Genomic DNA, 25,196 nt, shown 5'->3' with positions numbered 1-25,196 from the left:
CTCCACCCACCTCTCATCTCCCGACCAGCCCCGTTCGCCCGGCACGACGACGAACCCGCACCGCCCGAGCCCCGAGGAACCCCCTTGAACGCCACCCCCACCCCGGACGACCACGGAGACCAAGGCCCACAGGGACGCCCCGTTCCGCTCGCCGAGTCGGTTCCCCAGCAACGCGGCCGTACCTCCTCGTCCGAGAGCCCCCGCGACGACATCGGGGACCTCCTGGAACACCCCGATCCCCACACCGCGGCCCAATCCGCCGCCGTGGAGAACCTGCTCCGCTGCTGGGTACGCGAGACGAACCTCCCCGCGCCCGACACCGGCACCCTCCGCATCCCGCTGGCCGCCAGCGGCGCGGCCCTGCTCACCCCGGTCCGCCACTGGTCCCCGACCGGCTGGCACCGCTTCGGCCCACCCCGCCTGGCCAACGCCCCCCACACCGCACCACCGGTCGACGCCGTCACCCTCGCCGCCCTGCTCACCCGTGAGACGGCGGCCGGAGCCGGGGCCGGGGGCGCCGGAGCCGACGCCAGCCCTGGTCCCGCCGACAGCCCCCCTGGCGTCGCCGAACCCGTCCCCGCCGCCCCCGCCGATGTGATGCCGGCCGCCCGATTCACCGCAGACGACGGCGATCTCGTGGCCCGGGTCGCCGACTCCCTGCGCCGTACGGTCACCTTCGTCGCGGACCGGCGTGCCCACCCCGCCGACGGCCCCGACCGCTTCCTCGCCGCCGAGCAGGCACTCCTCCTCGGGCACCCGCTGCACCCGACCCCGAAGAGCCGCGAGGGACTCACCGACTCCGAAGCCCGGCTCTACTCACCGGAGCTGCGCGGCTCGTTCCGTCTGCACTGGATGGCTGTCGCTTCCTCCCTTCTCGCCACAGACTCGGCCTGGACCGAGCGCGGCCGCCCCGTCCCCGCGCCGGACCTCGTGGAACGCCTGGTCGGCACGGCCCTGCCGCTACCCCTGCCTGACGGCTACGCCGCCGCCCTGCCCCTGCACCCCTGGCAGGCCCGCGAGATCCGCCACCGTGAGGAGACGGCCGCCCTTCTCGACGCCGGGCTCCTCCGGGACCTGGGCCCGCTCGGCGCCCCCTGGCATCCCACCTCCTCCGTCCGAACCGTCCACCGCACCGGCGCCCCCGCCATGCTCAAACTGTCGCTGGGCCTGCGCATCACCAACTCCCGCCGGGAGAACCTCCGCAAGGAACTCCACCGGGGCGTCGAGGTGCACCGCCTGCTCCGCACCGGCCTCGGCAAGCACTGGCAGGCCGCCCACCCAGGCTTCGACATCGTCCGTGACCCCGCCTGGCTGGCCGTCGACGGCCAGGACGGCCGCCCCGTGCCCGGGCTCGACGTGGTGATCCGGCACAACCCGTTCACCCCGGCCGACGACGTGTCCTGCGTCGCCGGGCTGGTCACACCCCGGCCCCTCGACGCCCCGGCGGCGCCCGGCAGGCCCCGGCCGAACCGGTCACGGCTCGCGATGCTGCTCGCCCGGCTGGCCGAACGCACCGGCCGACCCGTCGACGCCGTCGGTGCCGAGTGGTTCCTGCGCTACCTGGAGCAGGTCGTCCGCCCGGTGCTCTGGCTCGACGGCGAGGCCGGCATCGCCCTGGAGGCGCACCAGCAGAACACCCTGCTCCTGCTGGACGCCGAGGGCTGGCCTGCAGGCGGACGCTACCGCGACAACCAGGGCTACTACTTCCGGGAGTCCCGGCGGGCCGACCTCGACGCCCGGCTGCCCGGCATCGGCGAGCACAGCGACACCTTCGTCTCCGACGAGGTCACCGACGAACGCTTCGCCTACTACCTCGGCATCAACAACGTGCTCGGTCTGATCGGCGCGTTCGGCTCCCAACGGCTCGCCGACGAACACCTGCTGCTCGCGGCGTTCCGCCGGTTCCTCACCGACGCGGCCTCCGGTCCCGCCCGGCTGCGCTCCGCCCTGCCCGGCCGCCTGCTCGACTCACCCGTCCTGCGCTGCAAGGCCAACCTGCTGACCCGGCTGCACGGCCTCGACGAACTCGTCGGCCCGGTCGACACCCAGTCCGTCTACGTCACCATCACCAACCCGCTCCACTCCTGACCCTTCCGATCCCACCGACGCCCGGACCGACCCACTCACCACCGGCCCCCTACCGCACTGCCCATCTCGCACCACACTTCCCGCACTGCCTATCTCGCACCGCCCATCCCGCACCGCCCTTCATCCACCGACCGAGGAACATGACTCACCTCGTCTCCTGAGAGGAGCGCACCGTGCCTCCCACCGACGCGAGCGCCGACGCAGGCCCCGTCCCGGTCCACCCCGTGCACCCCGTGCACCCTGTCCATCCCGGCCGCTCCGGCCACCCCGGACCCGCCGAGGACGTCCGGGACGGCGAGGACACCCTGGACCTCCGCCTTCCCTCCGAACTCCGCGCCCTCTTCGCCGGGCAGGCACCCGACGCCGACATCGGTGGGACGGCCGCCCCCGCCACCGAGACCCTCGCCCACCCCCCGATCGGTCCCTTCGACGCACCCGACGCACCCGATACGCCCGGTGCACTCGACACGGTCGACCTGCTCGACCAGGTCGGGACCTGGGGCCCCACCCGGACCCCCGTCGGCCTCTTCCGGCTCCAGCCGGTCCGCATCGAACGCGACCTGCCGGTCATCAGCCGCTGGATGAACGACCCCGCCGTGGCCGCGTTCTGGCAACTGGCCGGCTCACTGACGCAGACCGAGGACCATCTGCGCGCCCAACTCGCGGGAGACGGGCGCAGCGTGCCGTGTCTGGGCCTGCTCGACGGCACCCCGATGAGCTACTGGGAGATCTACCGGGCCGACCTGGACCCGCTCGCCCGCCACTATCCGGCCCGCCCGCACGACACCGGGATCCACCTCCTCATCGGCGATGTCGCCGACCGGCGACGGGGACTGGGATCCGCCCTGCTCAGAGCCGTGGCCGATCTCGTACTCGACCGCCGTCCCGCCTGTGCGCGCGTCGTCGCGGAGCCCGATCTTCACAACACCCCCTCCGTGGCCGCCTTCCTCAACGCCGGCTACCGCTACGCCGCCGAGGTCGACCTGCCCGCCAAACGGGCCGCCCTCATGATCCGAGACCGGTCCCTACGTCATCTGATGTAGCGCTGAGTGATTGTGCGTACACATGTAGTACGAAGCGGCGACCGATCAAGTTCCCGGCCGTCCGGAAGAATTCGGACCGGCCCGGTCTCCGGCCTGCCCTTCTCCCCCTTCGCCCGTCCGCCCAGGAGCCCCGGCGTGATCCCACCCCTCGTCCCCGCCTTGATCGCCCGATTGTCAGTGCCGGGTCGTAGGGTGGTCGCGCTATGACGAAGCCCTCACTCCCTGAACTCCTGCATGCCGCTGTCACAGCTGTCGGCGGTACGGAGCGCCCCGGCCAGGTGACCATGGCCGAATCGGTCGCCGGAGCGATCGACGACGGATCCCATCTGCTGGTCCAGGCCGGCACCGGCACCGGAAAGTCGCTCGGCTATCTGGTGCCCGCGCTCGCCCACGGGGAGCGGGTCGTCGTGGCGACGGCGACCCTCGCCCTGCAGAGACAGCTCGTGGAGCGGGACCTGCCCCGCACCGTCGACGCCCTGCACCCGCTGCTGCGCCGGCGCCCGGAGTTCGCGATGCTCAAGGGCAGGTCGAACTATCTGTGTCTGCACCGCCTGCACGAGGGCGTCCCGCAGGACGAGGAGGAGGGCCTCTTCGACCAGTTCGAGGCGGCCGCGCCCACCAGCAAACTGGGCCAGGACCTGCTGCGGCTGCGGGACTGGGCCGACGAGACCGAGAGCGGCGACCGCGACGACCTCACCCCGGGCGTCTCCGACAAGGCCTGGGCGCAGGTGTCGGTCTCCTCCCGGGAGTGCCTCGGCGCGTCCAAGTGCGCCTACGGCCCGGAGTGCTTCGCCGAGATGGCCCGTGAGCGCGCGAAGCTCGCCGAGGTGGTCGTCACCAACCACGCCCTGCTCGCCATCGATGCCATCGAGGGCGCCCCGGTCCTCCCGCAGCACGAGGTGCTGATCGTGGACGAGGCGCACGAGCTGGTCTCGCGGGTCACCGGTGTCGCCACCGGCGAGCTCACCCCGGGCCAGGTCAACCGCGCCGTCCGGCGCGCCGCCAAGCTGATCGACGAGAAGGCCGCCGATCAGCTCCAGACCGCCGCCGAGGGCTTCGAGCGGCTGATGGAGCTGGCTCTGCCGGGCCGTCTGGAGGAGATCCCGGAGGATCTCGGCTATGCGCTGGCGGCCCTGCGGGACGCCGCCCGCACCGTTATCTCCGCGATCGGCACCACCCGCGACAAGTCCGTCCAGGACGAGGACGCGGTCCGCAAGCAGGCGCTGGCCTCCGTGGAGACCGTGCACGACGTGGCCGAGCGGATCGTGAACGGCTCCGAGTGGGACGTCGTCTGGTACGAGCGTCACGATCGGTTCGGCGCCTCCGTCCGTGTCGCGCCGATGTCCGTGTCGGGCCTGCTCAGGGAGAAGCTCTTCGCGGACCGCTCGGTCGTCCTCACCTCGGCGACCCTCAAGCTCGGCGGCGACTTCAACGGCGTCGGTGCCTCCCTGGGCCTCGCCCCGGAGGGCACGGAGGGCGAGGACCTCCCGCAGTGGAAGGGCGTCGACGTCGGATCCCCCTTCGACTACCCGAAGCAGGGCATCCTCTATGTCGCCAAGCACCTGTCCCGCCCCGCGCGGGACGGCGACCGCGCCGACATGCTCGACGAACTGACCGAACTGATCCAGGCCGCCGGCGGCCGCACCCTCGGTCTCTTCTCCTCGATGCGGGGTGCCCAGCAGGCCGCTGAGGAACTGCGGGTCCGGATCCCCGAGTTCCCGATACTCCTGCAGGGCGAGGAGACCCTCGGTGAGCTGATCAAGAACTTCGCGGCCGACCCGAAGACCTGTCTGTTCGGCACGCTGTCGCTGTGGCAGGGCGTGGATGTCCCCGGCCCCAGCTGCCAACTGGTCGTCATGGACAAGATCCCGTTCCCGCGCCCGGACGACCCGCTGATGAGCGCCCGGCAGAAGGCGGTCGAGGACGCCGGTGGCAACGGCTTCATGGCGGTCGCCGCCACTCATGCCGCGCTGCTGATGGCCCAGGGCGCCGGCCGGCTGGTCCGGGCGTCGGGGGACCGGGGCGTGGTCGCCGTCCTCGATCAGCGGCTGGCCACCGCGCGGTACGGCGGGTATCTCAAGACGTCACTGCCCGACTTCTGGTACACCACGGACCGTAATCAGGTCCGGAAGTCGCTGGCGGCGATCGACGCGGCGGCGCGGCAGGCGGAGGCGCAGTGATCTCGGGTTGGCCTGGCCGACGTCGGCCAGGCCAACCCGAGATCCGTGGCAGGCGGTCTGCGGGGTCCGGACAGTACAAGACCCCGGAACCGGCGCAGGGGTCCCGGGGCCCGATCGGAGGGCGGGCGAGATGATCGCCCGCCGCAGGCGTCACACGCGCCGCAGTACCGCGACGACCTTGCCCAGGATGGTCGCGTCGTCGCCGGGGATCGGCTCGTAGGCCGCGTTGTGAGGAAGGAGCCACACATGGCCGTCCTCGCGCTTGAAACGCTTGACCGTGGCCTCGCCGTCGAGCATGGCGGCGACGATGTCGCCGTTCTCGGCGACCGGCTGGCGGCGGACGGTGACCCAGTCGCCGTCGCAGATCGCGGCCTCGATCATGGAGTCACCGACGACCTTCAGCACGAACAGCTCGCCGTCGCCGACCAGCTGCCGGGGCAGCGGGAAGACGTCCTCGACCGACTCCTCGGCGAGGATCGGCCCACCGGCGGCGATCCGGCCGACCAGCGGGACGTACGACGCGGCGGGCTTGCCGGCGGTGTCCGTGGGCTGCACGGTCACGGCCTGGTCGGAGCCGCGCACCTCGTACGCGCGCGGGCGGTGCGGGTCGCGGCGCAGGAAGCCCTTGCGTTCCAGTGCCATCAGCTGGTGCGCCACGGAGGAAGTGCTCGACAGGCCGACGGCCTGGCCGATCTCCCGCATCGACGGCGGGTAGCCCCGCCGCTGCACCGAATCCCGGATCACCTCGATCACCCGGCGTTGCCGGTCGGTCAGGCCCGAGCTGTCGGCCCGGATGCCTGGAGGTCGGCCCGGTAGGGAGCGCTTGTGTCCCTCGGGATTCACGGCTTCGTTCATGGCATGCACCGGGTCGAGTCGGCCCTGGGAGCGGTCCTGGGCGGTGATGGTGGCACTGTCTGCGGTCGTGGTCACGTCGGCCCCTCTCGATGGTCTCCCTGCTGGACAACGGTAGTTGCTTTCGAAAGGTTGCGCCAAACACACGTTCGAGTGAAAAAACGCGATTCACCGCACGCGATCACATGTCTGGGTGTATGGCTTACGCGGTACCCGGCGGGCAAAAGGGCCCATTGTTGTACTCTTCACCGCCGGGCTGATGGCCTTGTGGGTGTGCCCAGTCTGCCATCCGGACCGCCGTCGACCGGGACTGACGTCCCCATCTGCGCCGGAGTCGCACGCGACCTCCGTGCGGCGCCCACCGTATCTCCGTATCCGCCGTAGCGGTATGTGTGCGACACGCGCAACCTGGCGATGTATCAGCCAATCACCACATCTAGTGGTTGGATTGCTACAGCAGCCCACAAGTTGTGTTCCCCTGGGTCTCTCGGGCTTCTGAGATCGCCTATGCTTGGGGCTGCTTCGAGGGGCCCATGTGGCCCGGCGAAGCCATTGAGTCTGCTGTGAGGAGGGTTGGAGATCATGCACTGCCCCTTCTGCAGGCACCCCGACAGCCGCGTGGTCGACAGTCGTACGACCGACGACGGCACGTCGATCCGCAGGCGCCGCCAGTGTCCGGACTGCTCCCGTCGTTTCACGACCGTGGAGACGTGCTCGCTCATGGTGGTCAAGCGGTCCGGAGTCACCGAGCCATTCAGCCGTACCAAGGTCATCAACGGCGTGCGCAAGGCATGCCAGGGGCGACCTGTCACCGAGGACGCACTCGCCCAGCTCGGCCAGCGGGTCGAGGAGGCGGTGCGGGCCACCGGAAGCGCCGAGCTGACCACCCACGACGTGGGGCTGGCCATACTCGGTCCGTTGCAGGAGCTCGACCTCGTCGCCTACCTGCGATTCGCCTCCGTCTACCGGGCGTTCGACTCGCTCGAGGACTTCGAGGCGGCGATCGCGGAGCTCAGGCAGGCGGCGCAGGACCCCGTCGCGGACGACGAAGACGCGGGAGCGGGGAGCCAGGAGGACGATCACGGGCCGGGCGGAACCACTCGGGTGCCCGCGCCCGTCCATATCGCCGGCTGACAGGCGGACCGGAACCGGGCGGAGGCCCCGGATCCGGTTGTCGGACGGCGATCCAGGACTTGTTGCGGGGGCGGCTCAGCGTGCCCGCGACGCGCAAACAGAACAGCGTGCCACGGGAACATCGTGGCATTTCAGGGCGTTTTTGCCCGTAGAGGGAGGCGGCATGACAGAGACGGCGAGCGGCCCGGCACGGAGTTCCCGCGCGAAGGGAACGAAGGCCACCAAGGGGCTGCGCATCGAGCGCATCCACACCACCCCCGGCGTACACCCGTACGACGAGGTGAGCTGGGAGCGCCGTGACGTCGTCATGACCAACTGGCGCGACGGCTCGATCAACTTCGAGCAGCGTGGCGTCGAGTTCCCCGACTTCTGGTCGGTGAACGCGGTCAACATCGTCACCAGCAAGTACTTCCGCGGTGCCGTCGGCACCCCGCAGCGCGAGACCGGCCTCAAGCAGCTGATCGACCGCATCGTGAAGACGTACCGGAAGGCCGGCGAGGACTACAAGTACTTCGCGACGCCCGCCGACGCCGAGATCTTCGAGCATGAGCTGGCGTACGCCCTCCTGCACCAGATCTTCAGCTTCAACAGCCCCGTGTGGTTCAACGTGGGCACCCCGCAGCCCCAGCAGGTCTCCGCCTGCTTCATCCTGTCCGTCGACGACTCCATGGAGTCGATCCTCGACTGGTACAAGGAAGAGGGCATGATCTTCAAGGGCGGCTCCGGTGCCGGCCTGAACCTCTCCCGGATCCGCTCCTCCAAGGAGCTGCTCTCCTCCGGTGGCAACGCCTCCGGCCCCGTCTCCTTCATGCGCGGCGCCGACGCCTCGGCCGGCACCATCAAGTCCGGCGGTGCCACCCGCCGCGCCGCCAAGATGGTCATCCTCGACGTCGACCACCCCGACATCGAGGACTTCATCGAGACCAAGGTCAAGGAAGAGGAGAAGATCCGCGCGCTGCGCGACGCGGGCTTCGACATGGACCTGGGCGGCGACGACATCACGTCCGTCCAGTACCAGAACGCCAACAACTCGGTCCGCGTGAACGACGAGTTCATGAAGGCGGTCGAGCAGGGCGGACAGTTCGGTCTGCGCGCCCGCATGACCGGCGAGGTCATCGAGGAGATCGGGGCCAAGTCCCTCTTCCGCAAGATGGCCGAGGCCGCCTGGGCCTGCGCCGACCCGGGCATCCAGTACGACGACACGATCAACCACTGGCACACCTGCCCGGAGTCCGGCCGGATCAACGGCTCGAACCCCTGCAGCGAGTACATGCACCTGGACAACACGTCCTGCAACCTCGCCTCGCTGAACCTCATGAAGTTCCTCAAGGACGACGGCAAGGGCCACCAGTCCTTCGAGGTCGAGCGCTTCGCCAAGGTCGTCGAGCTGGTCATCACCGCGATGGACATCTCGATCTGCTTCGCGGACTTCCCGACCCAGAAGATCGGCGAGAACACCCGCGCCTTCCGCCAGCTCGGCATCGGCTACGCCAACCTCGGCGCCCTGCTGATGGCGACCGGCCACGCCTACGACTCCGACGGCGGCCGCGCCCTCGCCGGCGCCATCACCTCCCTGATGACCGGCACGGCGTACAAGCGCTCCTCGGAGCTCGCCGCGGTCGTCGGCCCGTACGACGGCTACGCCCGCAACGCCGACGCCCACAACCGCGTCATGAAGCAGCACGCCGACGCCAACACCACGGCCGTCCGCATGGACGACCTGGACACCCCGGTCTGGGCCGCCGCCACGGAGGCCTGGCAGGACGTGCTCCGCCTCGGTGAGAAGAACGGTTTCCGTAACTCCCAGGCGTCGGTCCTCGCCCCGACCGGCACCATCGGTCTCGCGATGTCCTGCGACACCACCGGCGTCGAGCCGGACCTCGCCCTGGTCAAGTTCAAGAAGCTGGTCGGCGGCGGCTCGATGCAGATCGTCAACGGCACGGTCCCGCAGGCCCTGCGCCGCCTGGGCTACCAGGAGGAGCAGATCGAGGCGATCGTCGCCCACATCGCCGAGAACGGCAACGTGATCGACGCTCCCGGCCTGAAGCAGGAGCACTACGAGGTCTTCGACTGCGCCATGGGCGAGCGCGCCATCTCCCCGATGGGCCACGTCCGCATGATGGCGGCGATCCAGCCGTGGATCTCCGGTGCCATCTCCAAGACGGTCAACATGCCGGAGACGGCGACCGTCGAGGAGGTCGAGGAGATCTACTTCGAGGCCTGGAAGCTCGGCGTCAAGGCGCTCGCGATCTACCGCGACAACTGCAAGGTCGGCCAGCCCCTCTCCGCCAAGACCAAGGAGAAGGAGAAGGAGGAGGTCGCCGAGAAGGCCGAGGCGACCATCCGCGAGACGGTCGAGAAGGTCATCGAGTACCGCCCGGTCCGCAAGCGCCTCCCGAAGGGTCGTCCCGGCATCACCACGTCCTTCACCGTCGGCGGTGCCGAGGGCTACATGACGGCCAACTCCTACCCGGACGACGGCCTGGGCGAGGTCTTCCTGAAGATGTCCAAGCAGGGTTCCACCCTCGCGGGCATGATGGACGCCTTCTCGATCGCGGTCTCCGTCGGCCTCCAGTACGGCGTGCCGCTGGAGACGTACGTCTCGAAGTTCACCAACATGCGTTTCGAGCCGGCCGGTATGACGGACGACCCGGACGTGCGGATGGCGCAGTCGATCGTCGACTACATCTTCCGCCGCCTGGCGCTGGACTTCCTGCCCTTCGAGACGCGCTCCGCGCTCGGCATCCACTCCGCCGAGGAGCGTCAGCGCCACCTGGAGACGGGTTCGTACGAGGCGGCCGAGGACGAGGTCGACGTCGAGGGCCTGGCCCAGTCGGCGCCGCGCGCTCAGGAGCTGAAGGCCGTCGCCATCCCGAAGCCCGAGGTGGTCAAGCCCGCCCCGAAGCAGGCCCACACCAGCGCCGAGCTGGTGGAGATGCAGCTGGGCATCCAGGCCGACGCCCCGCTCTGCTTCTCCTGCGGTACGAAGATGCAGCGGGCCGGTTCCTGCTACATCTGCGAGGGCTGCGGCTCGACCAGCGGCTGCAGCTGACGAGTCGGTGAAGTGAGGTAAGGGGCGCCGGTCCATACCGGCGCCCCTTACCTTTGCGCGTTGTCGTGTTCGCCGTCAGGGGCGGCCGAGGGCGCCCATGGACCGGTGGAAGACGACCGGATCGTCCTCGAAGCCGTGCAGGCCGGGGCGGAAGCTCCAGTCGCCGGCCGCGTCGCGCACGAACTCCGCGATGGCGGCCGCCGTCGCTCCGAGGACCGAGCCGAAGTCGTCCTGGGCCAGCACGTTGTAGCCCTCCCGGACGCGCAGCTCAGGGTTCAGGACATTCACGAACGTCCGGTGCGCGGAGCGCTGTTGGATGACGACTCCGACGACCACGCGCGTGTAGCGGCCGTCGAGGCGGTCGAGTTCGAGCGTCATCACCTCGTCCCAGCCGAAGCCCTTGCCGTCCTGGCTGTCCCGGTTGAGAAAGATGGTGCCGTCGGGCGAGCGGCTGTCGAAGTGCACCAGATAGGCCGGAGTTCCGTACGGGTCGGCCCCCGTGAACGTCCCGGCGACGATGTCGAGATCGGTGGGCGGCTGTCCGGACGGGCTGGGATCCCACTTCACCGCGACCTCGACCTTCCGGATCGCCTTGCTGAAACCGCTCACCACGCGTCCCCTTCCCCCTAGAGGTCCACTGCCCCAACTGTTGGGTTGTCCACGCTCTTTGTCCATCGTGCCACGCGCGCGGGGGCGCATGCGCGGGTGATCTCGGCCGGAGCGTGACCGGCGCCACGCCCCGTGGCCTTACGATGGCGCGGTGCTGGTCAAGTGGATTCGCTGCACCGTGGTGGACCGCCGGGGCTTCGAGCGGGCGCAGCGAAAATGGGCGGGGCTTCTGGGGGAGCCGGGATTTCGGGGACAGGGCGGGGGCTGGAGTCGGCAGCGGCCGGGAGTGGCGCACATCTTCGCCTTCTGGGAGAGCCGTGCCTTCTACGACTCCTTCATGGCGCGTTCGCACGACCGTCTGGCCGCGTCCCAGTCGGGCACCTACAAGGATCAGCAGGTCAAGCTGTTCGAGTACCGTTTCGACGTGAAGACCGGTTTCGAACCGCGGTTCACGGACAGCGACCTGGTCCGGGTGGCCCTCTGTCGCGTGCACGAGGAGCGCGTCGAGCACTTCACGCTGATGCAGGAGAAGGTCTGGAACCCCGCGATGGCCGGCTCGCCCGGCATGATCCGCGGCATGTTCGCGGAGGCTCCCGAGCACGAGTTCATGATCCTCTCGATGTGGCGGTCGGCAGCCGAACACGGCAAGTACCGCACGGAACGGGTGGAGCGGCTGGCACTGCGTGCCCAGACAGAGGCCGACATCGCGGCGCTCACGGGGGACATCGTGGAGCTGGAACCGAGCTGGATCGTTTGAATATCCAACCCGTGATGTATGTGATGTGCGCTGTATGGGGCCCATCCAAGTGCTCGATTTTTCGTCACTCGATCTAGGGTTTTGGCATGGCACGACCACGGCGCATCGTCCTTGTCCGGCACGGCGAGTCAACCGGCAATGTCGACGACTCCGTGTATGAGCGGGAACCCGACCACTCGCTGGCTCTCACCGAGCGGGGCTGGCGGCAGGCCGAGGAGACCGGAAAGCGCATCCGGGAGATCTTCGGCCAGGAGCGCGTCAGCGTGTACGTCTCCCCGTACCGCCGTACGCACGAGACCCTCCGCGCCTTCCACCTCGACCCGGACCTCATACGCGTGCGCGAGGAGCCCCGGCTGCGCGAACAGGACTGGGGAAACTGGCAGGACCGCGACGACGTACGCCTGCAGAAGACGTACCGGGACGCCTACGGGCACTTCTTCTTCCGGTTCCCCCAGGGCGAGTCGGGTGCCGACGTCTACGACCGCGTCGGAGGCTTCCTGGAGAGCCTGTTCCGCAGCTTCGAGGCGCCGGACCATCCGCCCAACGTGCTCCTGGTGACCCACGGCCTGGCAATGCGGCTGTTCTGCATGCGCTGGTTCCACTGGACGGTCGCGGACTTCGAGTCGCTCTCCAATCCCGGGAACGCCGAGATGCGGATGCTCGTTCTCGGGGACGACGGCAAGTACACCCTCGACCAGCCCTTCGACCGCTGGCGGGACCCGGAGCCGAACTGGATGAGCGGCTAGGCTGGCCGCGATGACCTTCTCCTTCGACTCCTCGACCCCCGGGCGCCTGGACCGCGCCCTGGCCAGCCTGCGCGGACTCGCCGTCGGCGACGCGCTGGGCTCGCAGTTCTTCGTACCGGTGAACTACCCGCTGCTGAAGCGGCGCGAGCTGCCACCGGCCCCCTGGCAGTGGACAGACGACACGGAGATGGCCGGCTCCGTCGTCGCCGTCCTCGCCGCCCACCACCGCATCGACCAGGACGCGCTGGCCCGCTCCTTCGCCGCGCACCACGACTTCGACCGGGGCTACGGCCCCGCCGTCAACCGGCTGCTCCGCCTCGTCCGGGAGGGTGGCGACTGGCGCGAGCTGGCCGCCGGGCTCTTCAACGGGCAGGGGTCATGGGGCAACGGCGCGGCGATGCGCATCGCCCCCCTGGGCGCCTGGTACGCGGACGATCCGGAGCAGGCGACCCACCAGGCCGAGATCTCGGCCTACCCCACGCACCAGCACCGTGAGGCGGTGGTCGGTGCCATGGCCGTCGCCGCGGCAGCGGCACTGGCCGCCGCGCCCGGCGGACCCCCGAGCCCCGGAGCCCTCCTCGACGGGGTCGTCTCCCTCGTCCCGAAGAGCGCCGTCGGCCAGGGCCTGCGACGCGCCCGGGACATGCTCGACTACGCCGACGCGGGCACCGTCGCGGCAGTCCTCGGCTGCGGACGGCGTACGACCGCCCATGACACCGTCCCCTTCGCCCTCTGGTCGGCGGCCCGCTCCCTCGGCGACTACGAGACCGCGTTCTGGACGACCGCCCAGGTGGGCGGTGACGTGGACACCACCTGCGCCATCGTGGGCGGCGTACTCGCGGGCGGCAAGGCGGGAGCGCCGCCGGTGGCGTGGCTGGAGCGTACGGAGGCGCTGCCGGAGTGGGTGCCGACGGGGACGGGAACCGCTGTCCGCGGCTGACCTTCGGCCTGGGGTCTTCTCTGGCGCCGGCCCGGTCTGCCTGTCCTGAAGTGCCCCTGGCCGCTTTCGAAACTCTCCGTGTCCGATGGGAACTCTCCGTGACCGTCGGGCGTTTTCCTGGCATCCGCTCCGCGCTCCGTCCGAGTGCGGACGGCGTTGAGACGCGGAGTCGCTGGGGGTGGGTGTCGGTGGTGCGGTTGGGATCGGCTCTTCTGACGGTGGTCGCGGCGCTGAGCGCCGTGCTGCGCGTGGCCGGACCGCTGTCGCTGCCGTTCGCCCCTCGGCGATGGCAGCGGCGGCAGCGGTCCGGCCGTCATCGACTCCGCGGGGATCCGGTCGGGTCAGCCCATGCCGTGGCCGGCCGTGCCGGCGAGCGCTTCGAGGTCGCTCTTGCTGATCTTGATCACCAGCAGGGCGGTGAGCAGACCGACCCCGGCCATCGCGGCGGCGGGCACGAACGCGGTCGCGATGCCGTGCGCGAGCACCTCGTGCCCCCAGGGCGCGGGCAGCTGGTGGGACTTGGCGAACTCCGCCTTCTGCTCCGGCGAACCGTCGGCGAGGAACTTCGGCAGCTGCTTCTTCGCCTCGTCCTTGCTGGCCGAGCCGAAGACCGTGGTCAGGATGGACAGGCCCAGCGCACCACCCACCTGCTGCATGGCGTTCAGCAGCCCGGACGCCGCGCCCGCCTCCTGCGGCGCGACCCCGGAGACCGCCGTACTGGTCACCGTCACGAAGTTCAGGCCCATACCGAAGCCGAAGACCAGCATGGGCCCCAGCACGCCGCCCGCATACGAGCTGTCCGGCTTGATGAAGGTCAGCCAGACCAGTGCCACGATCACGACCGCCGCTCCGGCGATCATGAACGGCTTGGGTCCCAGGGCGGGCAGGAACCGCTGCGACAGCCCGGCGCCGGCGGCGATCGCCACGCTGATGGGGAGAAAGGCCAGCCCGGCCCTGATCGGGCTGTAGCTCAGCACGTTCTGCACGAACAGCACGATGTAGAAGAACATGCCGAACATCGCGGCGGCCAGGCTCAGCATGATCACGTAGGTGCCGGAGCGGTTGCGGTCGGCGAACATCTTCAACGGGGTGATCGGTTCCCTGGCCCGGCGTTCGATGAAGACGAAAGCCAGGAGCAGGACCACCGAGGCGCCGAAGGAGCCGAGGGCCGGACCGTCGTGCCAGCCCTGTTCCGAGACGCGGATGAAGCCGTACACGAGGGATGCCATCCCGGCCGTCGAGGCCAGCGCGCCCGCGATGTCGAACCGCCCCGGCTGCCGCTCGGACTCGTTGATGTACTGCGGGGTGAGCACGGCGATCAGCAGGCCGATCGGCACGTTGACGAAGAACACCGACCGCCAGTCGAGCCAGTCGGTGAGCAGGCCGCCGGAGAGCAGACCGAGAGCGCCGCCGCCCGCGGAGACCGCGGCGAACACACCGAACGCCCGGTTCCGCTCGGGTCCTTCGGGGAAGGTGGTGGTGATCAGCGCCAGCGAGGTCGGCGACGCGATCGCGCCGCCCACGCCCTGGACGGCGCGCGCGGCCAGCAGTTGCCAGGGTTCCTGCGCGAGTCCGCCGAGGAACGAGGCCACGGTGAACAGCAGGATGCCGGTCAGGAAGACCCGGCGGCGGCCGAGGATGTCGCCGGCCCGCGCGCCGAGGAGCAGCAGACCGCCGAAGGTGAGCGTGTAGGCGCTGACCACCCAGGTGAGGTCCGTGGTGCTGAAGTCGAGCGCTTCCTGAATATGGGGGAGGGCGATGTTCACAATCGTCGCGTCGAGTACGACCATGAGCTGACAGGCCGCGATGACGGTGAGCGCGATGCCGGGATGCCCCTCCCGGCGGGCCGCACCGGGTTTCTGATCCTGAGACAGTTGAGAGGTTGTCACTATGGGTCTCCCACAAAGGATTTAGTGAACGGTAGCGTTCACTGCTGCGTCAACCGTAGTGAGCCCTCAGTAGTGAACGCAAGCGTTCACTTTGCCGCGCATCGGATACCGTGCCCCTTGTCGGCGCAACCCGTGCGCCCCGTCCTGGAACGTCCGCCTCCCCTTGCTCGCTGGAGAGACTCAGATGGTGACCTCGCGCCCGACGGCCGGTCCGGTTCAGACGGCAACCCCCCGTCGGCGCGGCGCGGTTCTGGAGCGCGCGATCCTGGACGCCGCCCTGGAGATGCTCAGTACCGTCGGCTGGAGCGGCCTCACCATGGAGGGCGTCGCCGCCGTCGCCCAGACCGGAAAGGCGGCGGTCTACCGCCGCTGGTCCTCCAAGGAGGACCTGGTCGCCGACGCGCTGCAGGCCGGTCTGCCCCGTTTGGAGGAGGCCCCCGACCTCGGGAGCGTGCGCGACGACCTGCTCGCCCTGTGTCGGCAGGCCCGCGACGCGATGTTCTCGCGCCCCGGCTTCGCGTTGCGCTCAGTGATTCACGAATGCGATCACATGCAGGTCGAGCGCTTCCATGGCGTGATCTTCGAGGGGGTCGTCGGCCCGACCACCCGACTGATGAGCCAGGTCGTCACGCGAGGAATAGAGCGGGGAGACGTGCGTGCCGACGCGGCCAACGGCTATGTCCTCGACGCCATTCCGGCGATGATGATGTACCGCTCCAAGATTTCTGCGAGCGAATGGAGCGACGGGGACATCGAAGAGATGGTCGACCAGTTGATGCTTCCGCTGCTGTCCCCGCGAGGGGTCTGAGGCGCCGCCCGTGCACGCCCCTGGTCCGTCCGGGAGACCGGGGTGTCGCTCGGGGATCGGTGCGGCGTACCCTAAGGGCGCCATGCCGTACGAACCGCCTACTCACACCGTCGAGCGCTCCCTTCGCGCCACGACCGGAGCGAAGATCATTGCCGGTGTCGACGAGGTGGGGCGCGGCGCCTGGGCCGGGCCCGTCACCGTCTGTGCCGCGGTCACCGGTCTTCGCCGGCCGCCCGAGGGCCTCACCGACTCCAAGCTGCTGACCGTCAAGCGGCGTACGGAACTTGCCGAGGCGCTGCGGACGTGGGTCACCGCCTACGCCCTGGGCCATGCCTCGCCGGAGGAGATCGACGACCTCGGGATGACGGCCGCGCTGCGGCTCGCGGCGGGCCGCGCGCTGGAGGCCCTGCCGGTCCGGCCCGAGGCGGTCATTCTCGACGGGAAGCACGACTACCTCGGTGCCCCCTGGCAGGTGCGCACGGTCATCAAGGGTGACCGTTCGTGTGTGGTTGTCGCGGCGGCCTCGGTGATCGCCAAAGTTCAGCGCGACAAAATGATGGCCGAACTGGGTATCGACCATGCAGACTTCGGATTTGCGGACAACGCCGGGTACCCGTCGCCCGTGCACAAGGCCGCACTGGAGGAGCGGGGACCCACCCCGTACCACCGGTTGTCGTGGGCGTATCTTGATGCGCTGCCCCAGTGGCGGCATCTCAAGAAGGCCCGCAGCTGGGCGGAGGGAAGCACTTCGGAGATCGAGGGACAGCTCGGCTTCGATTTCTGACCTTCCAGTCGCACTGTTGTGCCACCCGGTTCACCTGACCTGCACCAACGTTTGATAAAAATCAGCTCATGCCTCTCATTCCCGAGGAGCCTCAGATTCACGAGAGTGCCCAGGGTCCCCGCGCCACTCCGGCCAGTGGCCGTACCGCGCCGACCCCCCGTCCCGTACCCGGCCCCCGCCCCGCGGCCCCGCCGCGTCCCGGTCGTCCCGGCCCTCTGCGGCCCACGCCGCCGGTGCAGCGCACACCGCGTGAGGTGGCCAAGCCAGGCCCGTCCGGCCCGGCCGTGTCCGTCGCGGCAGCGGCGGCCCCGCAGATCCAGCTGATCCCGGCCACCGTCGAGAGCGCTCTCGACGCGGCCGAGGAGGCAGTGGACCTGCTCCTCGAGTCGGGCCGGGCCCCGGGTGAGGTGCTGGTGATCACCACCGGCGCGCAGCACCCGTGGGCCGACCACGAACTGTCCTTCGGCGAAGCCGCCTACTGGGCGCAGCACGACGCGGGCGACGACGTCTTCTACACGGACGCCGCCGTCGCCTCCCGTGCCGCGACCCGCCCCGTGGTCGTCGTCGCCGTCAACGGCGGTGCCGACACTGTCGCTGCCACCGCCCTGCCGCTGGCCCTCTCCAGGGCCGGTGCCCTGCTGATCGTCTGCGGCGACCCGCAGCGGATCAACTCGGTGCTGGGCGCGGGCGTCTGAGCCACCTCCGGCGCCTCGGGGACTCCCGGAGGCATCGAAGGAGCCGCGGCGGCGGTACCGGCACGGTGGTGACTTCGGCGTGCCCGCACGCCGGTGGTGGCAGCCGTCCGGCGTGGAGCGGCCGTGGGGCAAACCCTCGGCAGAAGGTCTGCGGACGTTCGGCAGCGGAGGATCCGGAACGCGGGTACCGGGCCGGATCCGGCGGGGTGGCCGCACGGCGGGCCGCCCTCCGCCGTGCCGTGCTGTCGTGCCGTGCGGCCGTGTGGCCGTGCCGACGGGAGACCCCGCCGGGCGCCTCGTACGGCGGTTTCAGGGTGCCGTGCCCGGCGTTGTGCGCCTGGCGGGTGCCCCCTCGCGGGGGCCGGGGTTCAGCGCGCGGCCGCGCGACGCAGCACCTCGGAGACGGCGCCCCCGGTGCGCGGTGACAGCGGCGGGGCCTCCGACAGGGCGAAGGGTTCCGGAGGCGAGTCCGCGTTGGGACGCCGTCCGCCGCGGCCCTCGCCGAGTACCTGCCAGCCGTCGTGCGTCAGCGTGATGTACGCCCCGCAGCGCAGCCCGTGCAGTGTGCAGGCGTCCCGCAGCCCCCACATCCAGGCGCCGTCCTCCTCCGTCCAACGCGCGTCCCCCTCGCGGCAGTAGAGCAGTACGGCGGTCCGCACCGGGGTGCGGCGGCGCAGGTCGTGCGGGATCACCCGGCGCAGCTGGGCCAGCAGCGTGTTGCGGAACATCCAGCCGTCGGCAGGGGCCGAGCGCCGGCCGAAGGACGCGCTGGCACACAGCCGTTCCTCGGGGTCGAGAACGGCCACCACGGCCGTGCCCGGCCGGGGCCGGTGGCGGGTGTGCAGCCCGCTGACGACCTCACGGGGGTTGCGCAGCAGCGGTATTCCGGCGTCGGCCCACTCCGCGGGCTCGAGCAGACGGCTGGCGGAAGCGGCGGACGCGGACGTCGACAACGATGCCGCCGAGGACGGAGCGAATCCGAAGGTCACGTTCCTCCCTTCGGCTACGCGCCCACACTGCGGGCGAGATCGGATTCGGGGGAGCGCGCACCGCAGTAAGGCCCAACCGGATCACGGCCGAGCCGCGCGGGGAGCGGACTCCAATTCTTCCTGTCGAACTGGAATGCGGCAACGAGCAAATGGGGCCACCGACTGTTATCTGGTGGTGCGTGGCTTATATCCCTACCCAGTGAGGCGATCCGGGACCCCTGGGACGTTCGCGTACGACACGTGCGTACGCCGCGCCCGGCGTACGCAGTCGGGCAACACCCAGACGATCAGCCCTGAACGGCCAGGACCAGCGGCAACACCCCCCGCGCTCCGGACCTCCGGAGCAGGCGCGCCGCGACCGCCAGAGTCCAGCCGGTCTCCGTGAAGTCGTCCACCAGCAGCACCGGCCCCTGCGCCTCGGCGAGGGCGGCGGCGAGGGCGGGCGGCACGGTCAGCGCACCGTCGAGGGCCTTCAGGCGTTGGGCACTGTTGCTGCGCGACACCCGGGACGCCTCGCCCGTGTACTCCACGAAACCCAGCAGGGGCAGTCGGCCGATCTCCGCGATGCGGGCGCCCAGGGAGTGGACCAGCAGGGGCCTGGAGCGCGAGGCGACGGTGACGACACCCACCGGGCGCGGCTGCGCGTCGGCCGCGCCCGGGGCCCAGCCGCCGGGGCCCTTCGCCCAGTCGGCCAGTACCTCCACCACGGCTCGGGCCACGTCGTCCGGCACGGGCGCGTCCGGGGTACGGGGCGCGAGCAGCGGTCGTAGCCGATTGCCCCAGCCGATGTCCGACAACCGTCCCAAGGCCCGCCCGGCCGACGCCTGTTCACCGGCCGGAATGCGTCCCTTGAGGTCGATGCCGATGGCCGGCAGGCCGGTCGGCCACATCCGGCGGGGCTCCACCTCGACGCCCGCCCGGCCGAGGTCGACCCGCGCGGCGTCCACCGCGGCCGAGGTGGTGTCCGCCGTGAAGCGCGGACGTGTGCAGTTGTCGCAGCGACCGCAGGGCTTCGCGCCCTCGTCGTCCAACTGGCGCTGCAGGAACTCCATCCGGCAGTCCGCCGTGGCCGTGTACCGGCGCATCGCCTCCTGTTCGGCCTCGCGCTGCCGCGCCACCCAGGCGTACCGCTCGGCGTCGTACGTCCACGGCTGCCCGGTCGCGATCCAACCGCCCTTGACCCGCTTGACCGCGCCGTCCACGTCGAGGACCTTCAGCATGGTCTCCAGCCGGGAGCGGCGCAGCTCCACCAGCGGCTCCAGCGCGGGCAGCGACACGGGGCCGTCGGCCCGGGACAGCACGTCCAACGTGCGGCGCACCAGGTCCTCCGACGGGAAGGCGAGCGAGGCGAAGTAGTTCCAGATCGCCTCGTCCTCCCGGCCCGGCAGCAGCAGGACCTCGGCGTGCTCGACACCGCGCCCGGCACGGCCCACCTGCTGGTAGTAGGCGATGGGGGAGGAGGGCGAACCCAGGTGCACCACGAACCCGAGGTCGGGCTTGTCGAAGCCCATACCGAGGGCCGACGTGGCGATCAGCGCCTTGACCCGGTTGCCGAGCAGGTCGTCCTCGGCCTGCTGCCGGTCGGCGTTCTCCGTCTTCCCCGTGTACGACGCCACGGTGTGCCCGCGTTGCCGCAGGAAGGCCGTGACCTCCTCGGCGGCGGCCACGGTCAGCGTGTAGACGATGCCGGAACCCGGCAGTTCGTCCAGGTGGTCGGCGAGCCACGCCATACGGTGCGCGGCGTCCGGCAGCCGCAGCACACTCAGGCTGAGGCTCTCCCGGTCCAGCGGGCCACGCAGCACCAGCGCGTCCGAGGCGCCACCGGTGCCGAGTTGCTCGGCCACGTCGGCGGTCACGCGCGCGTTGGCCGTTGCGGTGGTCGCCAGCACCGGCACGCCCGGCGGCAGGTCGGCCAGCATGGTGCGCAGCCGCCGGTAGTCGGGCCGGAAGTCGTGACCCCAGTCGGAGATGCAGTGGGCCTCGTCCACGACGAGCAGTCCGGTCGCCGCGGCGAGCTTGGGCAGGACCTGGTCACGGAAGTCGGGGTTGTTGAGGCGCTCCGGGGACACCAGGAGGACATCGACCTCCTCGGCCGCGATCTCCGCCTGGATCACGTCCCAGTCCTCGGTGTTGGAGGAGTTGATGGTGCGGGCGTGGATGCCTGCCCGGGCGGCGGCCTCCACCTGGTTGCGCATGAGCGCGAGCAGCGGGGAGACGATCACCGTCGGGCCGCTGCCGCCGGCGCGCAGCAGCGAGGTCGCCACGAAATACACCGCGGACTTGCCCCACCCCGTGCGCTGGACGACCAGGGCCCGGCGCCGGTCGGCCACCAGCGCCTCGATCGCCCGCCACTGGTCCTCGCGCAGCCGGGCCGTGCCGGTGTCGTCCCCGACCAGACGGGCGAGGACGGCGTCCGCCCGTGCCCGGAGTTCCGCGTTGCTCGTGTGCTCCATGCGTCCCATACAACAGGACGGGACCGACAGCCGGGCGGGCTGTGGACGGCGGAGGACGGCTTTGGCGTGTCCCTGATTCGACTTATCCACAGGCCCAACCGGAATCACAAGATCCGCGAGATCGTCGACGCATGACGAATCACAGCGAAACCACCGAACCCTCTGAAAACGGCGACTTCACGGGAGGCGCGGCGGCCCCCGGCCGGTCCGTCCACGACACCCAGATCACCCTGCGCACCCCGGCCGAACTGGCCGACGCGCTTCCCTACCTGCTCGGGTACCGCCCCGAGGACAGCATGGTGCTGGTCGCCCTGCACGACCGGGGCGGCCGCGGCCGCTTCGGCGGACGGGCCCGGCTCGGCATCCCCGCGAACGAGGACGACTGGGAGTCCGCCGCCCGCCAGCTGGCCCAGGGACTGACGACCGGCGGCGAGCGCCGGGGAACCCGGCCCGAGCAGATGGTCGCCTACGTCTGCCAGGAGCCGGCGCCCGGCGAATCGGGCCAGGACGTCATGCGCAGGCTCTCCTCGCTCGCCCAGCTGCTGCGCACCGAGTGCGGCCGGCTCGACGTGCCCGTGATCGAGGCGCTGTGCGTCTCGGACGGCCGGTTCTGGTCGTACTGCTGCCCGACAGAAGAGTGCTGTCCGCCCGACGGCACTCCCATGGGCCTGCCCGGCACCTCCGTCCTCGCGGCCGCCGCCACCTACGCGGGGATCCAGGTGCGCGGCACCCTGCGCGAACTGCGGGCCAGGCTGCTCCCCTGGGAGACCGGCGCCGCTCCGGAACAGGAGATCGCCCTGGACCGCGCCGGAATGGCACTGGTGCCCCGGATCCTCGACGACACCTTCCGCGCGCAGGTGGCCGAGGAGACCCTCGCCCTCGCCGAGCGGATCATCGGCCGGTACGCAGCCGCCCCACCGGAGCCCGGCAACCACCAGGCGGACCGCCGCGACGACGACCTGCTCACCCACGACGAGGCCGCGACCGTGATCCTCGGCCTGCAGGACCGCACGACCCGCGATCGCGCGGCCGCCTGGATGGAGGGTGACGAGGCCGGACCGGCCCTGCGCCTGTGGCGCGCCCTGGCCCGCCGCTGCGTCGGCCCGTACGGCGAACACGCGGCCGCTCCCCTGACACTGGCCGGCTGGGTCGCCTGGTCGACCGGCGACGACCTGGAGGCGCGGGAAGCCCTGGCGATGGCCCTGGGCGCGGACCCCGACTACCTCTTCGCCCGCCTGCTGCACCAGGCCTGCAACGAAGGACTGGACCCGGAGGCGATCCGCCGCTGCCTGCGTACGGAACGCACGGGCCACGCCGGGGCGAACAGCGCGACGATGGACAGCGCGACGGCCGTCGGCGACACGGGTGGCCGGACCGATCCGGGCGTCGGACGCATGCCACCCGCCTCCTCCGGCCCCCGTCGCAGGCGCGGTCCACGCGCTGGAGGCGGTGCCGACGGCCGACGGCCGCACCCGGAGGGCACCCGCCCGCGACAGACCAGCGGGGAGCACACCCGCCCCGGTTCGTCCAAGCCGAGCGGCGGCACACGCGCGCGGGTCGGGGAGAGCAGGGACGGGCGAGGCGGCCGAGCCGCGCGGGAGGGGACGCGATCCGGGAACGGTCGCGGCGAGGGGGACGAATGAACGAGGGTTCGTCCCTGCGGGGGCGGCCCTGGACAGCCTACGGACGGACCTGGGCCGGCGCTGTGCGCCACTGGGCCCGCAGCCTGGTCGGACGGAAGCGGCGCGGTGCGTGCCCGCCCATCGGTCCGTGGCTGACCGGTCTCTCGGTCCCGGCCGTGCGAAGGCCCGGGCCGGACGGGCCGAAGGACACCGTCCCCTGTCGCCGTTCGGTCGGCTTCGGCGGGTCGGGGCGTGACCAGGAGGAGTCCGTCTCCGTTCACCTGAGTGGCGGAACGCCTGGACGGGCCGTGCCGCCACCCGTCCGCTGTCCCTCCGGGGCTGTCCGTCAGGCGCCCAGCACGTCCCAGGCGCACAGAGCGCAGAAGAAGCCTTCCCATGCATCAGCCGAGTCCGCCCTCCACCGCCGACGACAACCGCCGACTCAGGGACGGCCCGCCCTGGCTCCCGCCCGCGGAGGCCGTCTCGGGGCCGTCACGCGACCGAGCCCCACGGCTCAAGCCCGCACGACCGGCGCCCGGCACCCCGCCCCCGGGCCGCCCCGGCGGGCTGCCGCCCACACACACCGCCCTGATCTGTGTCGCGCTGCCCGGCCTCGCCATCTCCGCGGACCACGGCCAGTTGACCGGCCGTGGTCTGGAGGGCTTCTACCGCGCGGGCCGGCGGCTGCTCGCCCGCTGCCAGGTCCGGGTGGCCGGCCGCGAACCGCTCCCCGTGCAGGCCCGGATGACAGGAGCGGACACTGCCCGCTTCGTCGGCACGCTCCGGGCCTCCCCGGCGGCCGGCCCCGATCCGGACGTGGTCGTGGAACGCACCCGGCACGCCGATGGCACCGAGCGCATCACCCTGCACAGTTCCGCTCCCCACCTCCTGCGCCTGCCGCTGGAGGTGGCCCTCGGCACGGACCTCGCGGACCTGGGCGCCATCGCCTCCGGCACCACGGGCCCCGAACTCCCGGCCAGCGTCCACGACTCCGGCCTGCGCTGGGCCACCCCGACCGGCAACGCGTCGATCACCGCGGACCCGCCACCCGCGGACGCGCTGGCCTCCGCCGGCCTGCTGCGCTGGGAGTTCGACCTGCCACCGGGTGGAACGGCGAGCGTGGAGCTGCGGGTACGCGCGGACGGCGCGGCTCCCCTGCGAGCCGTGGGACGCGCCGCGACCAGTCCCCTGGCGCCGGCCAGGGCCGCAGGCGACGACCCGAGGGTTCCGGCACTGCTCAGAACGAGCATCGACGACCTCCAGGCGCTGCTGCTCCGCGACCCGGCGCACCCCTCCGACACCTATGTCGCGGCCGGGGCACCCTGGCGCTGCGGCCTGGCCCCGGCCGAGGCCCTCGCCGCCGCCCGGATGACCCTGCCCCTGGGCACCCGGCTCGCCGCCGGCACCCTGCGCGCCCTGGCCCGCACCCAACTCCGCGGCCCGGGACCGCGGACCGGCATGATCCCCGGACCGCGCCGCGACGCCGGAGCACATCTGCCACCGGGCTGCACCGGGACGGAGGCCACCCTGCTCTTCCCCGCCCTGCTGGCGGAGGCCCGCCGCTGGGGGCTCCCGGAACAGGAGACACGGGAACTGCTCCCGGCCGCCGAGCGCTGCCTCACCTGGCTTCGCACCACGGTGGGCGGGCACACCTACCTCCGCGACCCGCAGCCCGGCGGCCCCGCGCGCGGCGAGACCCAGGCCCACGCCCACCGGGCCGCGCTGCTCGGCGCCGACCTCCTCGACGCGTACGACCGGCCCGGCGGTGCCGGACTGCGGCAGTGGGCGGGGGAGCTGAGGACGGCGTTCCGGGCGGACTTCTGGGTCGAGGACCGGAGCGGTGGGCGTCCGGCGGCGGCTCTGACCCCGGACGGCCGCCCCCTGACCCACCTCGGCTCCACCGCCGTCCACCTGCTCGACACCGGTCTGCTCGGCGCGGGCGCACTGGCCGTCGGTCTGCTCGACAAGGCGCAGACCGGGCAACTCGCCCGGCTGCTGGGCGGCCCGGCCATGGACTCCGGTTGGGGGCTGCGCGGGCTGGGGGCGAAGGAGGCGGGACACAACCCGTTCGGTCACCGTGCCGGAGCCGTCCGGGTGCAGGAGACGGCGCTCGCCGTCGCCGGGCTGGCCGCCGCGGGATACGAGAAGGAGGCCGGCGGGCTGCTGCGCGGCCTGCTGGCGGCGTCCGAGCACTTCGGTCACCGGCTCCCCGAGATGTTCGCCGGCGCGCAGCGCTCCGACGGGAGCGCTCCTCTTGCGCATCCGGCGGCCTGCCGTCCGGCGGCCACGGCCGCCGCCTCCGGGGTCCTGCTCCTCACCGCGCTCGCGGGCATCCGCCCCGATTCCCCGGCCCGGACCGTCACCCTCCGTCCGGTCCACAGCGCACCCCTCGGCGAACTCGGTCTGACCGGACTGCGGGTCGCCGGTGCGCCGTTCTCGGTGCGCGTCAGCCGGCTCGGTGTGGCCATGGTCGAGGAGGCGGCGGACGGCCTGCAGTTGGGGGCGTGACCCCGCGGCCCGGGGACGGTGATCCGGTACGGCGTGACGGCCGGACG

The 25,196-nt window shown here is 71.4% G+C and carries 18 protein-coding genes; 13 read left to right on the top strand and 5 right to left on the bottom strand.

What is annotated here, in order from left to right:
* Nucleotides 1-84: 84 nt before the first annotated feature.
* The 3 genes from ACFZDK_RS38250 to ACFZDK_RS38240 all read left to right on the top strand — a co-directional run bounded on the left by ACFZDK_RS38250 (nt 85) and on the right by ACFZDK_RS38240 (nt 5,311).
* On the top strand, nt 85-2,088 hold the full coding sequence (locus tag ACFZDK_RS38250) for an IucA/IucC family protein (protein WP_390979402.1): 2,004 nt from the start codon (nt 85-87) through the stop codon (nt 2,086-2,088).
* Between the two features lie 173 nt (nt 2,089-2,261).
* Nucleotides 2,262-3,131, top strand: a complete 870-nt coding sequence (locus tag ACFZDK_RS38245) for a GNAT family N-acetyltransferase (protein ID WP_390979400.1) — start codon at nt 2,262-2,264, stop codon at nt 3,129-3,131.
* 203 nt (nt 3,132-3,334) lie between these two features.
* Nucleotides 3,335-5,311 (top strand): helicase C-terminal domain-containing protein, encoded by a 1,977-nt coding sequence (locus tag ACFZDK_RS38240; protein ID WP_390979397.1) that lies wholly within the window; start codon nt 3,335-3,337, stop codon nt 5,309-5,311.
* A gap of 150 nt (nt 5,312-5,461) precedes the next feature.
* On the opposite strand, the gene lexA is transcribed toward ACFZDK_RS38240, so the two are convergent.
* Nucleotides 5,462-6,241: a transcriptional repressor LexA gene (lexA, locus tag ACFZDK_RS38235; protein WP_133028126.1), complete on the bottom strand. Its 780-nt coding sequence runs from the start codon at nt 6,239-6,241 to the stop codon at nt 5,462-5,464.
* A 504-nt stretch (nt 6,242-6,745) separates the two neighbouring features.
* Between lexA and nrdR the strand changes: the two genes are divergently transcribed.
* Together nrdR and ACFZDK_RS38225 are read left to right on the top strand one after the other, a co-directional pair.
* On the top strand, nt 6,746-7,297 hold the full coding sequence (gene nrdR, locus ACFZDK_RS38230) for a transcriptional regulator NrdR (protein ID WP_359210730.1): 552 nt from the start codon (nt 6,746-6,748) through the stop codon (nt 7,295-7,297).
* Between the two features lie 163 nt (nt 7,298-7,460).
* The gene (locus ACFZDK_RS38225; RefSeq protein WP_390979394.1) at nt 7,461-10,349 is read left to right on the top strand and encodes a vitamin B12-dependent ribonucleotide reductase; all 2,889 of its coding nucleotides are present in this window, start codon (nt 7,461-7,463) and stop codon (nt 10,347-10,349) included.
* Nucleotides 10,350-10,424: 75 nt separating this feature from the next.
* On the opposite strand, the gene ACFZDK_RS38220 is transcribed toward ACFZDK_RS38225, so the two are convergent.
* A complete protein-coding gene (locus tag ACFZDK_RS38220) occupies nt 10,425-10,958 on the bottom strand; it encodes a TerD family protein (protein WP_390979392.1) in 534 nt (177 codons plus the stop codon).
* Nucleotides 10,959-11,109: 151 nt separating this feature from the next.
* Between ACFZDK_RS38220 and ACFZDK_RS38215 the strand changes: the two genes are divergently transcribed.
* From ACFZDK_RS38215 to ACFZDK_RS38205, 3 genes are all read left to right on the top strand, one after another.
* A complete protein-coding gene (locus ACFZDK_RS38215) occupies nt 11,110-11,715 on the top strand; it encodes a YdbC family protein (protein ID WP_355726427.1) in 606 nt (201 codons plus the stop codon).
* A gap of 86 nt (nt 11,716-11,801) precedes the next feature.
* Nucleotides 11,802-12,461: a histidine phosphatase family protein gene (locus ACFZDK_RS38210; RefSeq protein ID WP_355726429.1), complete on the top strand. Its 660-nt coding sequence runs from the start codon at nt 11,802-11,804 to the stop codon at nt 12,459-12,461.
* A gap of 10 nt (nt 12,462-12,471) precedes the next feature.
* Entirely contained in the window at nt 12,472-13,401 is a 930-nt protein-coding gene (locus ACFZDK_RS38205) for an ADP-ribosylglycohydrolase family protein (protein WP_390979389.1), read from the top strand.
* 341 nt (nt 13,402-13,742) lie between these two features.
* Here the strand turns inward: ACFZDK_RS38205 and ACFZDK_RS38200 are convergent, their stop codons facing one another.
* Nucleotides 13,743-15,290, bottom strand: coding sequence for a DHA2 family efflux MFS transporter permease subunit (locus ACFZDK_RS38200; RefSeq protein WP_390979387.1), 1,548 nt, complete (start codon nt 15,288-15,290; stop codon nt 13,743-13,745).
* Nucleotides 15,291-15,474: 184 nt separating this feature from the next.
* Between ACFZDK_RS38200 and ACFZDK_RS38195 the strand changes: the two genes are divergently transcribed.
* The 3 genes from ACFZDK_RS38195 to ACFZDK_RS38185 all read left to right on the top strand — a co-directional run bounded on the left by ACFZDK_RS38195 (nt 15,475) and on the right by ACFZDK_RS38185 (nt 17,577).
* Nucleotides 15,475-16,098 carry a TetR/AcrR family transcriptional regulator C-terminal ligand-binding domain-containing protein gene (locus tag ACFZDK_RS38195; protein ID WP_390979385.1) on the top strand — a complete coding sequence of 208 codons (624 nt, stop codon included), beginning with the start codon at nt 15,475-15,477 and terminating at the stop codon, nt 16,096-16,098.
* An 82-nt stretch (nt 16,099-16,180) separates the two neighbouring features.
* Nucleotides 16,181-16,882: a ribonuclease HII gene (locus ACFZDK_RS38190; protein WP_390979383.1), complete on the top strand. Its 702-nt coding sequence runs from the start codon at nt 16,181-16,183 to the stop codon at nt 16,880-16,882.
* A 68-nt stretch (nt 16,883-16,950) separates the two neighbouring features.
* The gene (locus tag ACFZDK_RS38185; protein ID WP_390979381.1) at nt 16,951-17,577 is read left to right on the top strand and encodes a hypothetical protein; all 627 of its coding nucleotides are present in this window, start codon (nt 16,951-16,953) and stop codon (nt 17,575-17,577) included.
* A 368-nt stretch (nt 17,578-17,945) separates the two neighbouring features.
* Here the strand turns inward: ACFZDK_RS38185 and ACFZDK_RS38180 are convergent, their stop codons facing one another.
* Both ACFZDK_RS38180 and ACFZDK_RS38175 read right to left on the bottom strand, forming a co-directional pair.
* On the bottom strand, nt 17,946-18,566 hold the full coding sequence (locus ACFZDK_RS38180; protein WP_355726446.1) for a hypothetical protein: 621 nt from the start codon (nt 18,564-18,566) through the stop codon (nt 17,946-17,948).
* A 287-nt stretch (nt 18,567-18,853) separates the two neighbouring features.
* Nucleotides 18,854-21,019, bottom strand: a complete 2,166-nt coding sequence (locus ACFZDK_RS38175) for a RecQ family ATP-dependent DNA helicase (protein WP_390979378.1) — start codon at nt 21,017-21,019, stop codon at nt 18,854-18,856.
* A 131-nt stretch (nt 21,020-21,150) separates the two neighbouring features.
* Here ACFZDK_RS38175 and ACFZDK_RS38170 point away from each other — a divergent pair, with 131 nt between their 5' ends.
* Both ACFZDK_RS38170 and ACFZDK_RS38165 read left to right on the top strand, forming a co-directional pair.
* A complete protein-coding gene (locus ACFZDK_RS38170) occupies nt 21,151-22,662 on the top strand; it encodes a DUF4192 family protein (protein ID WP_390979376.1) in 1,512 nt (503 codons plus the stop codon).
* Nucleotides 22,663-23,037: 375 nt separating this feature from the next.
* The gene (locus ACFZDK_RS38165) at nt 23,038-25,149 is read left to right on the top strand and encodes a glycogen debranching N-terminal domain-containing protein (protein WP_390979374.1); all 2,112 of its coding nucleotides are present in this window, start codon (nt 23,038-23,040) and stop codon (nt 25,147-25,149) included.
* The last annotated feature ends 47 nt before the right edge of the window (nt 25,150-25,196 follow it).

Source organism: Streptomyces sp. NPDC007901 (assembly GCF_042959465.1).
Taxonomy (GTDB): Bacteria; Actinomycetota; Actinomycetes; order Streptomycetales; family Streptomycetaceae; genus Streptomyces.
Note: the sequence above shows the minus strand (reverse complement) of the source record. Positions and strands in the feature narration are given on the sequence as shown.

Excerpts from the sequence above, each read along its gene's own strand:
- ACFZDK_RS38225 (WP_390979394.1), top strand. The coding sequence starts at position 7,461 with ATGACAGAGACGGCGAGCGGCCCGGCACGGAGTTCCCGCGCGAAGGGA.
- ACFZDK_RS38205 (WP_390979389.1), top strand. The coding sequence starts at position 12,472 with ATGACCTTCTCCTTCGACTCCTCGACCCCCGGGCGCCTGGACCGCGCC.
- ACFZDK_RS38195 (WP_390979385.1), top strand. The coding sequence starts at position 15,475 with ATGGTGACCTCGCGCCCGACGGCCGGTCCGGTTCAGACGGCAACCCCC.
- ACFZDK_RS38190 (WP_390979383.1), top strand. The coding sequence starts at position 16,181 with ATGCCGTACGAACCGCCTACTCACACCGTCGAGCGCTCCCTTCGCGCC.
- ACFZDK_RS38210 (WP_355726429.1), top strand. The coding sequence starts at position 11,802 with ATGGCACGACCACGGCGCATCGTCCTTGTCCGGCACGGCGAGTCAACC.
- ACFZDK_RS38170 (WP_390979376.1), top strand. The coding sequence starts at position 21,151 with ATGACGAATCACAGCGAAACCACCGAACCCTCTGAAAACGGCGACTTC.
- ACFZDK_RS38175 (WP_390979378.1), bottom strand. The coding sequence starts at position 21,019 with ATGGAGCACACGAGCAACGCGGAACTCCGGGCACGGGCGGACGCCGTC.
- ACFZDK_RS38240 (WP_390979397.1), top strand. The coding sequence starts at position 3,335 with ATGACGAAGCCCTCACTCCCTGAACTCCTGCATGCCGCTGTCACAGCT.
- ACFZDK_RS38165 (WP_390979374.1), top strand. The coding sequence starts at position 23,038 with ATGCATCAGCCGAGTCCGCCCTCCACCGCCGACGACAACCGCCGACTC.
- nrdR (WP_359210730.1), top strand. The coding sequence starts at position 6,746 with ATGCACTGCCCCTTCTGCAGGCACCCCGACAGCCGCGTGGTCGACAGT.
- ACFZDK_RS38185 (WP_390979381.1), top strand. The coding sequence starts at position 16,951 with ATGCCTCTCATTCCCGAGGAGCCTCAGATTCACGAGAGTGCCCAGGGT.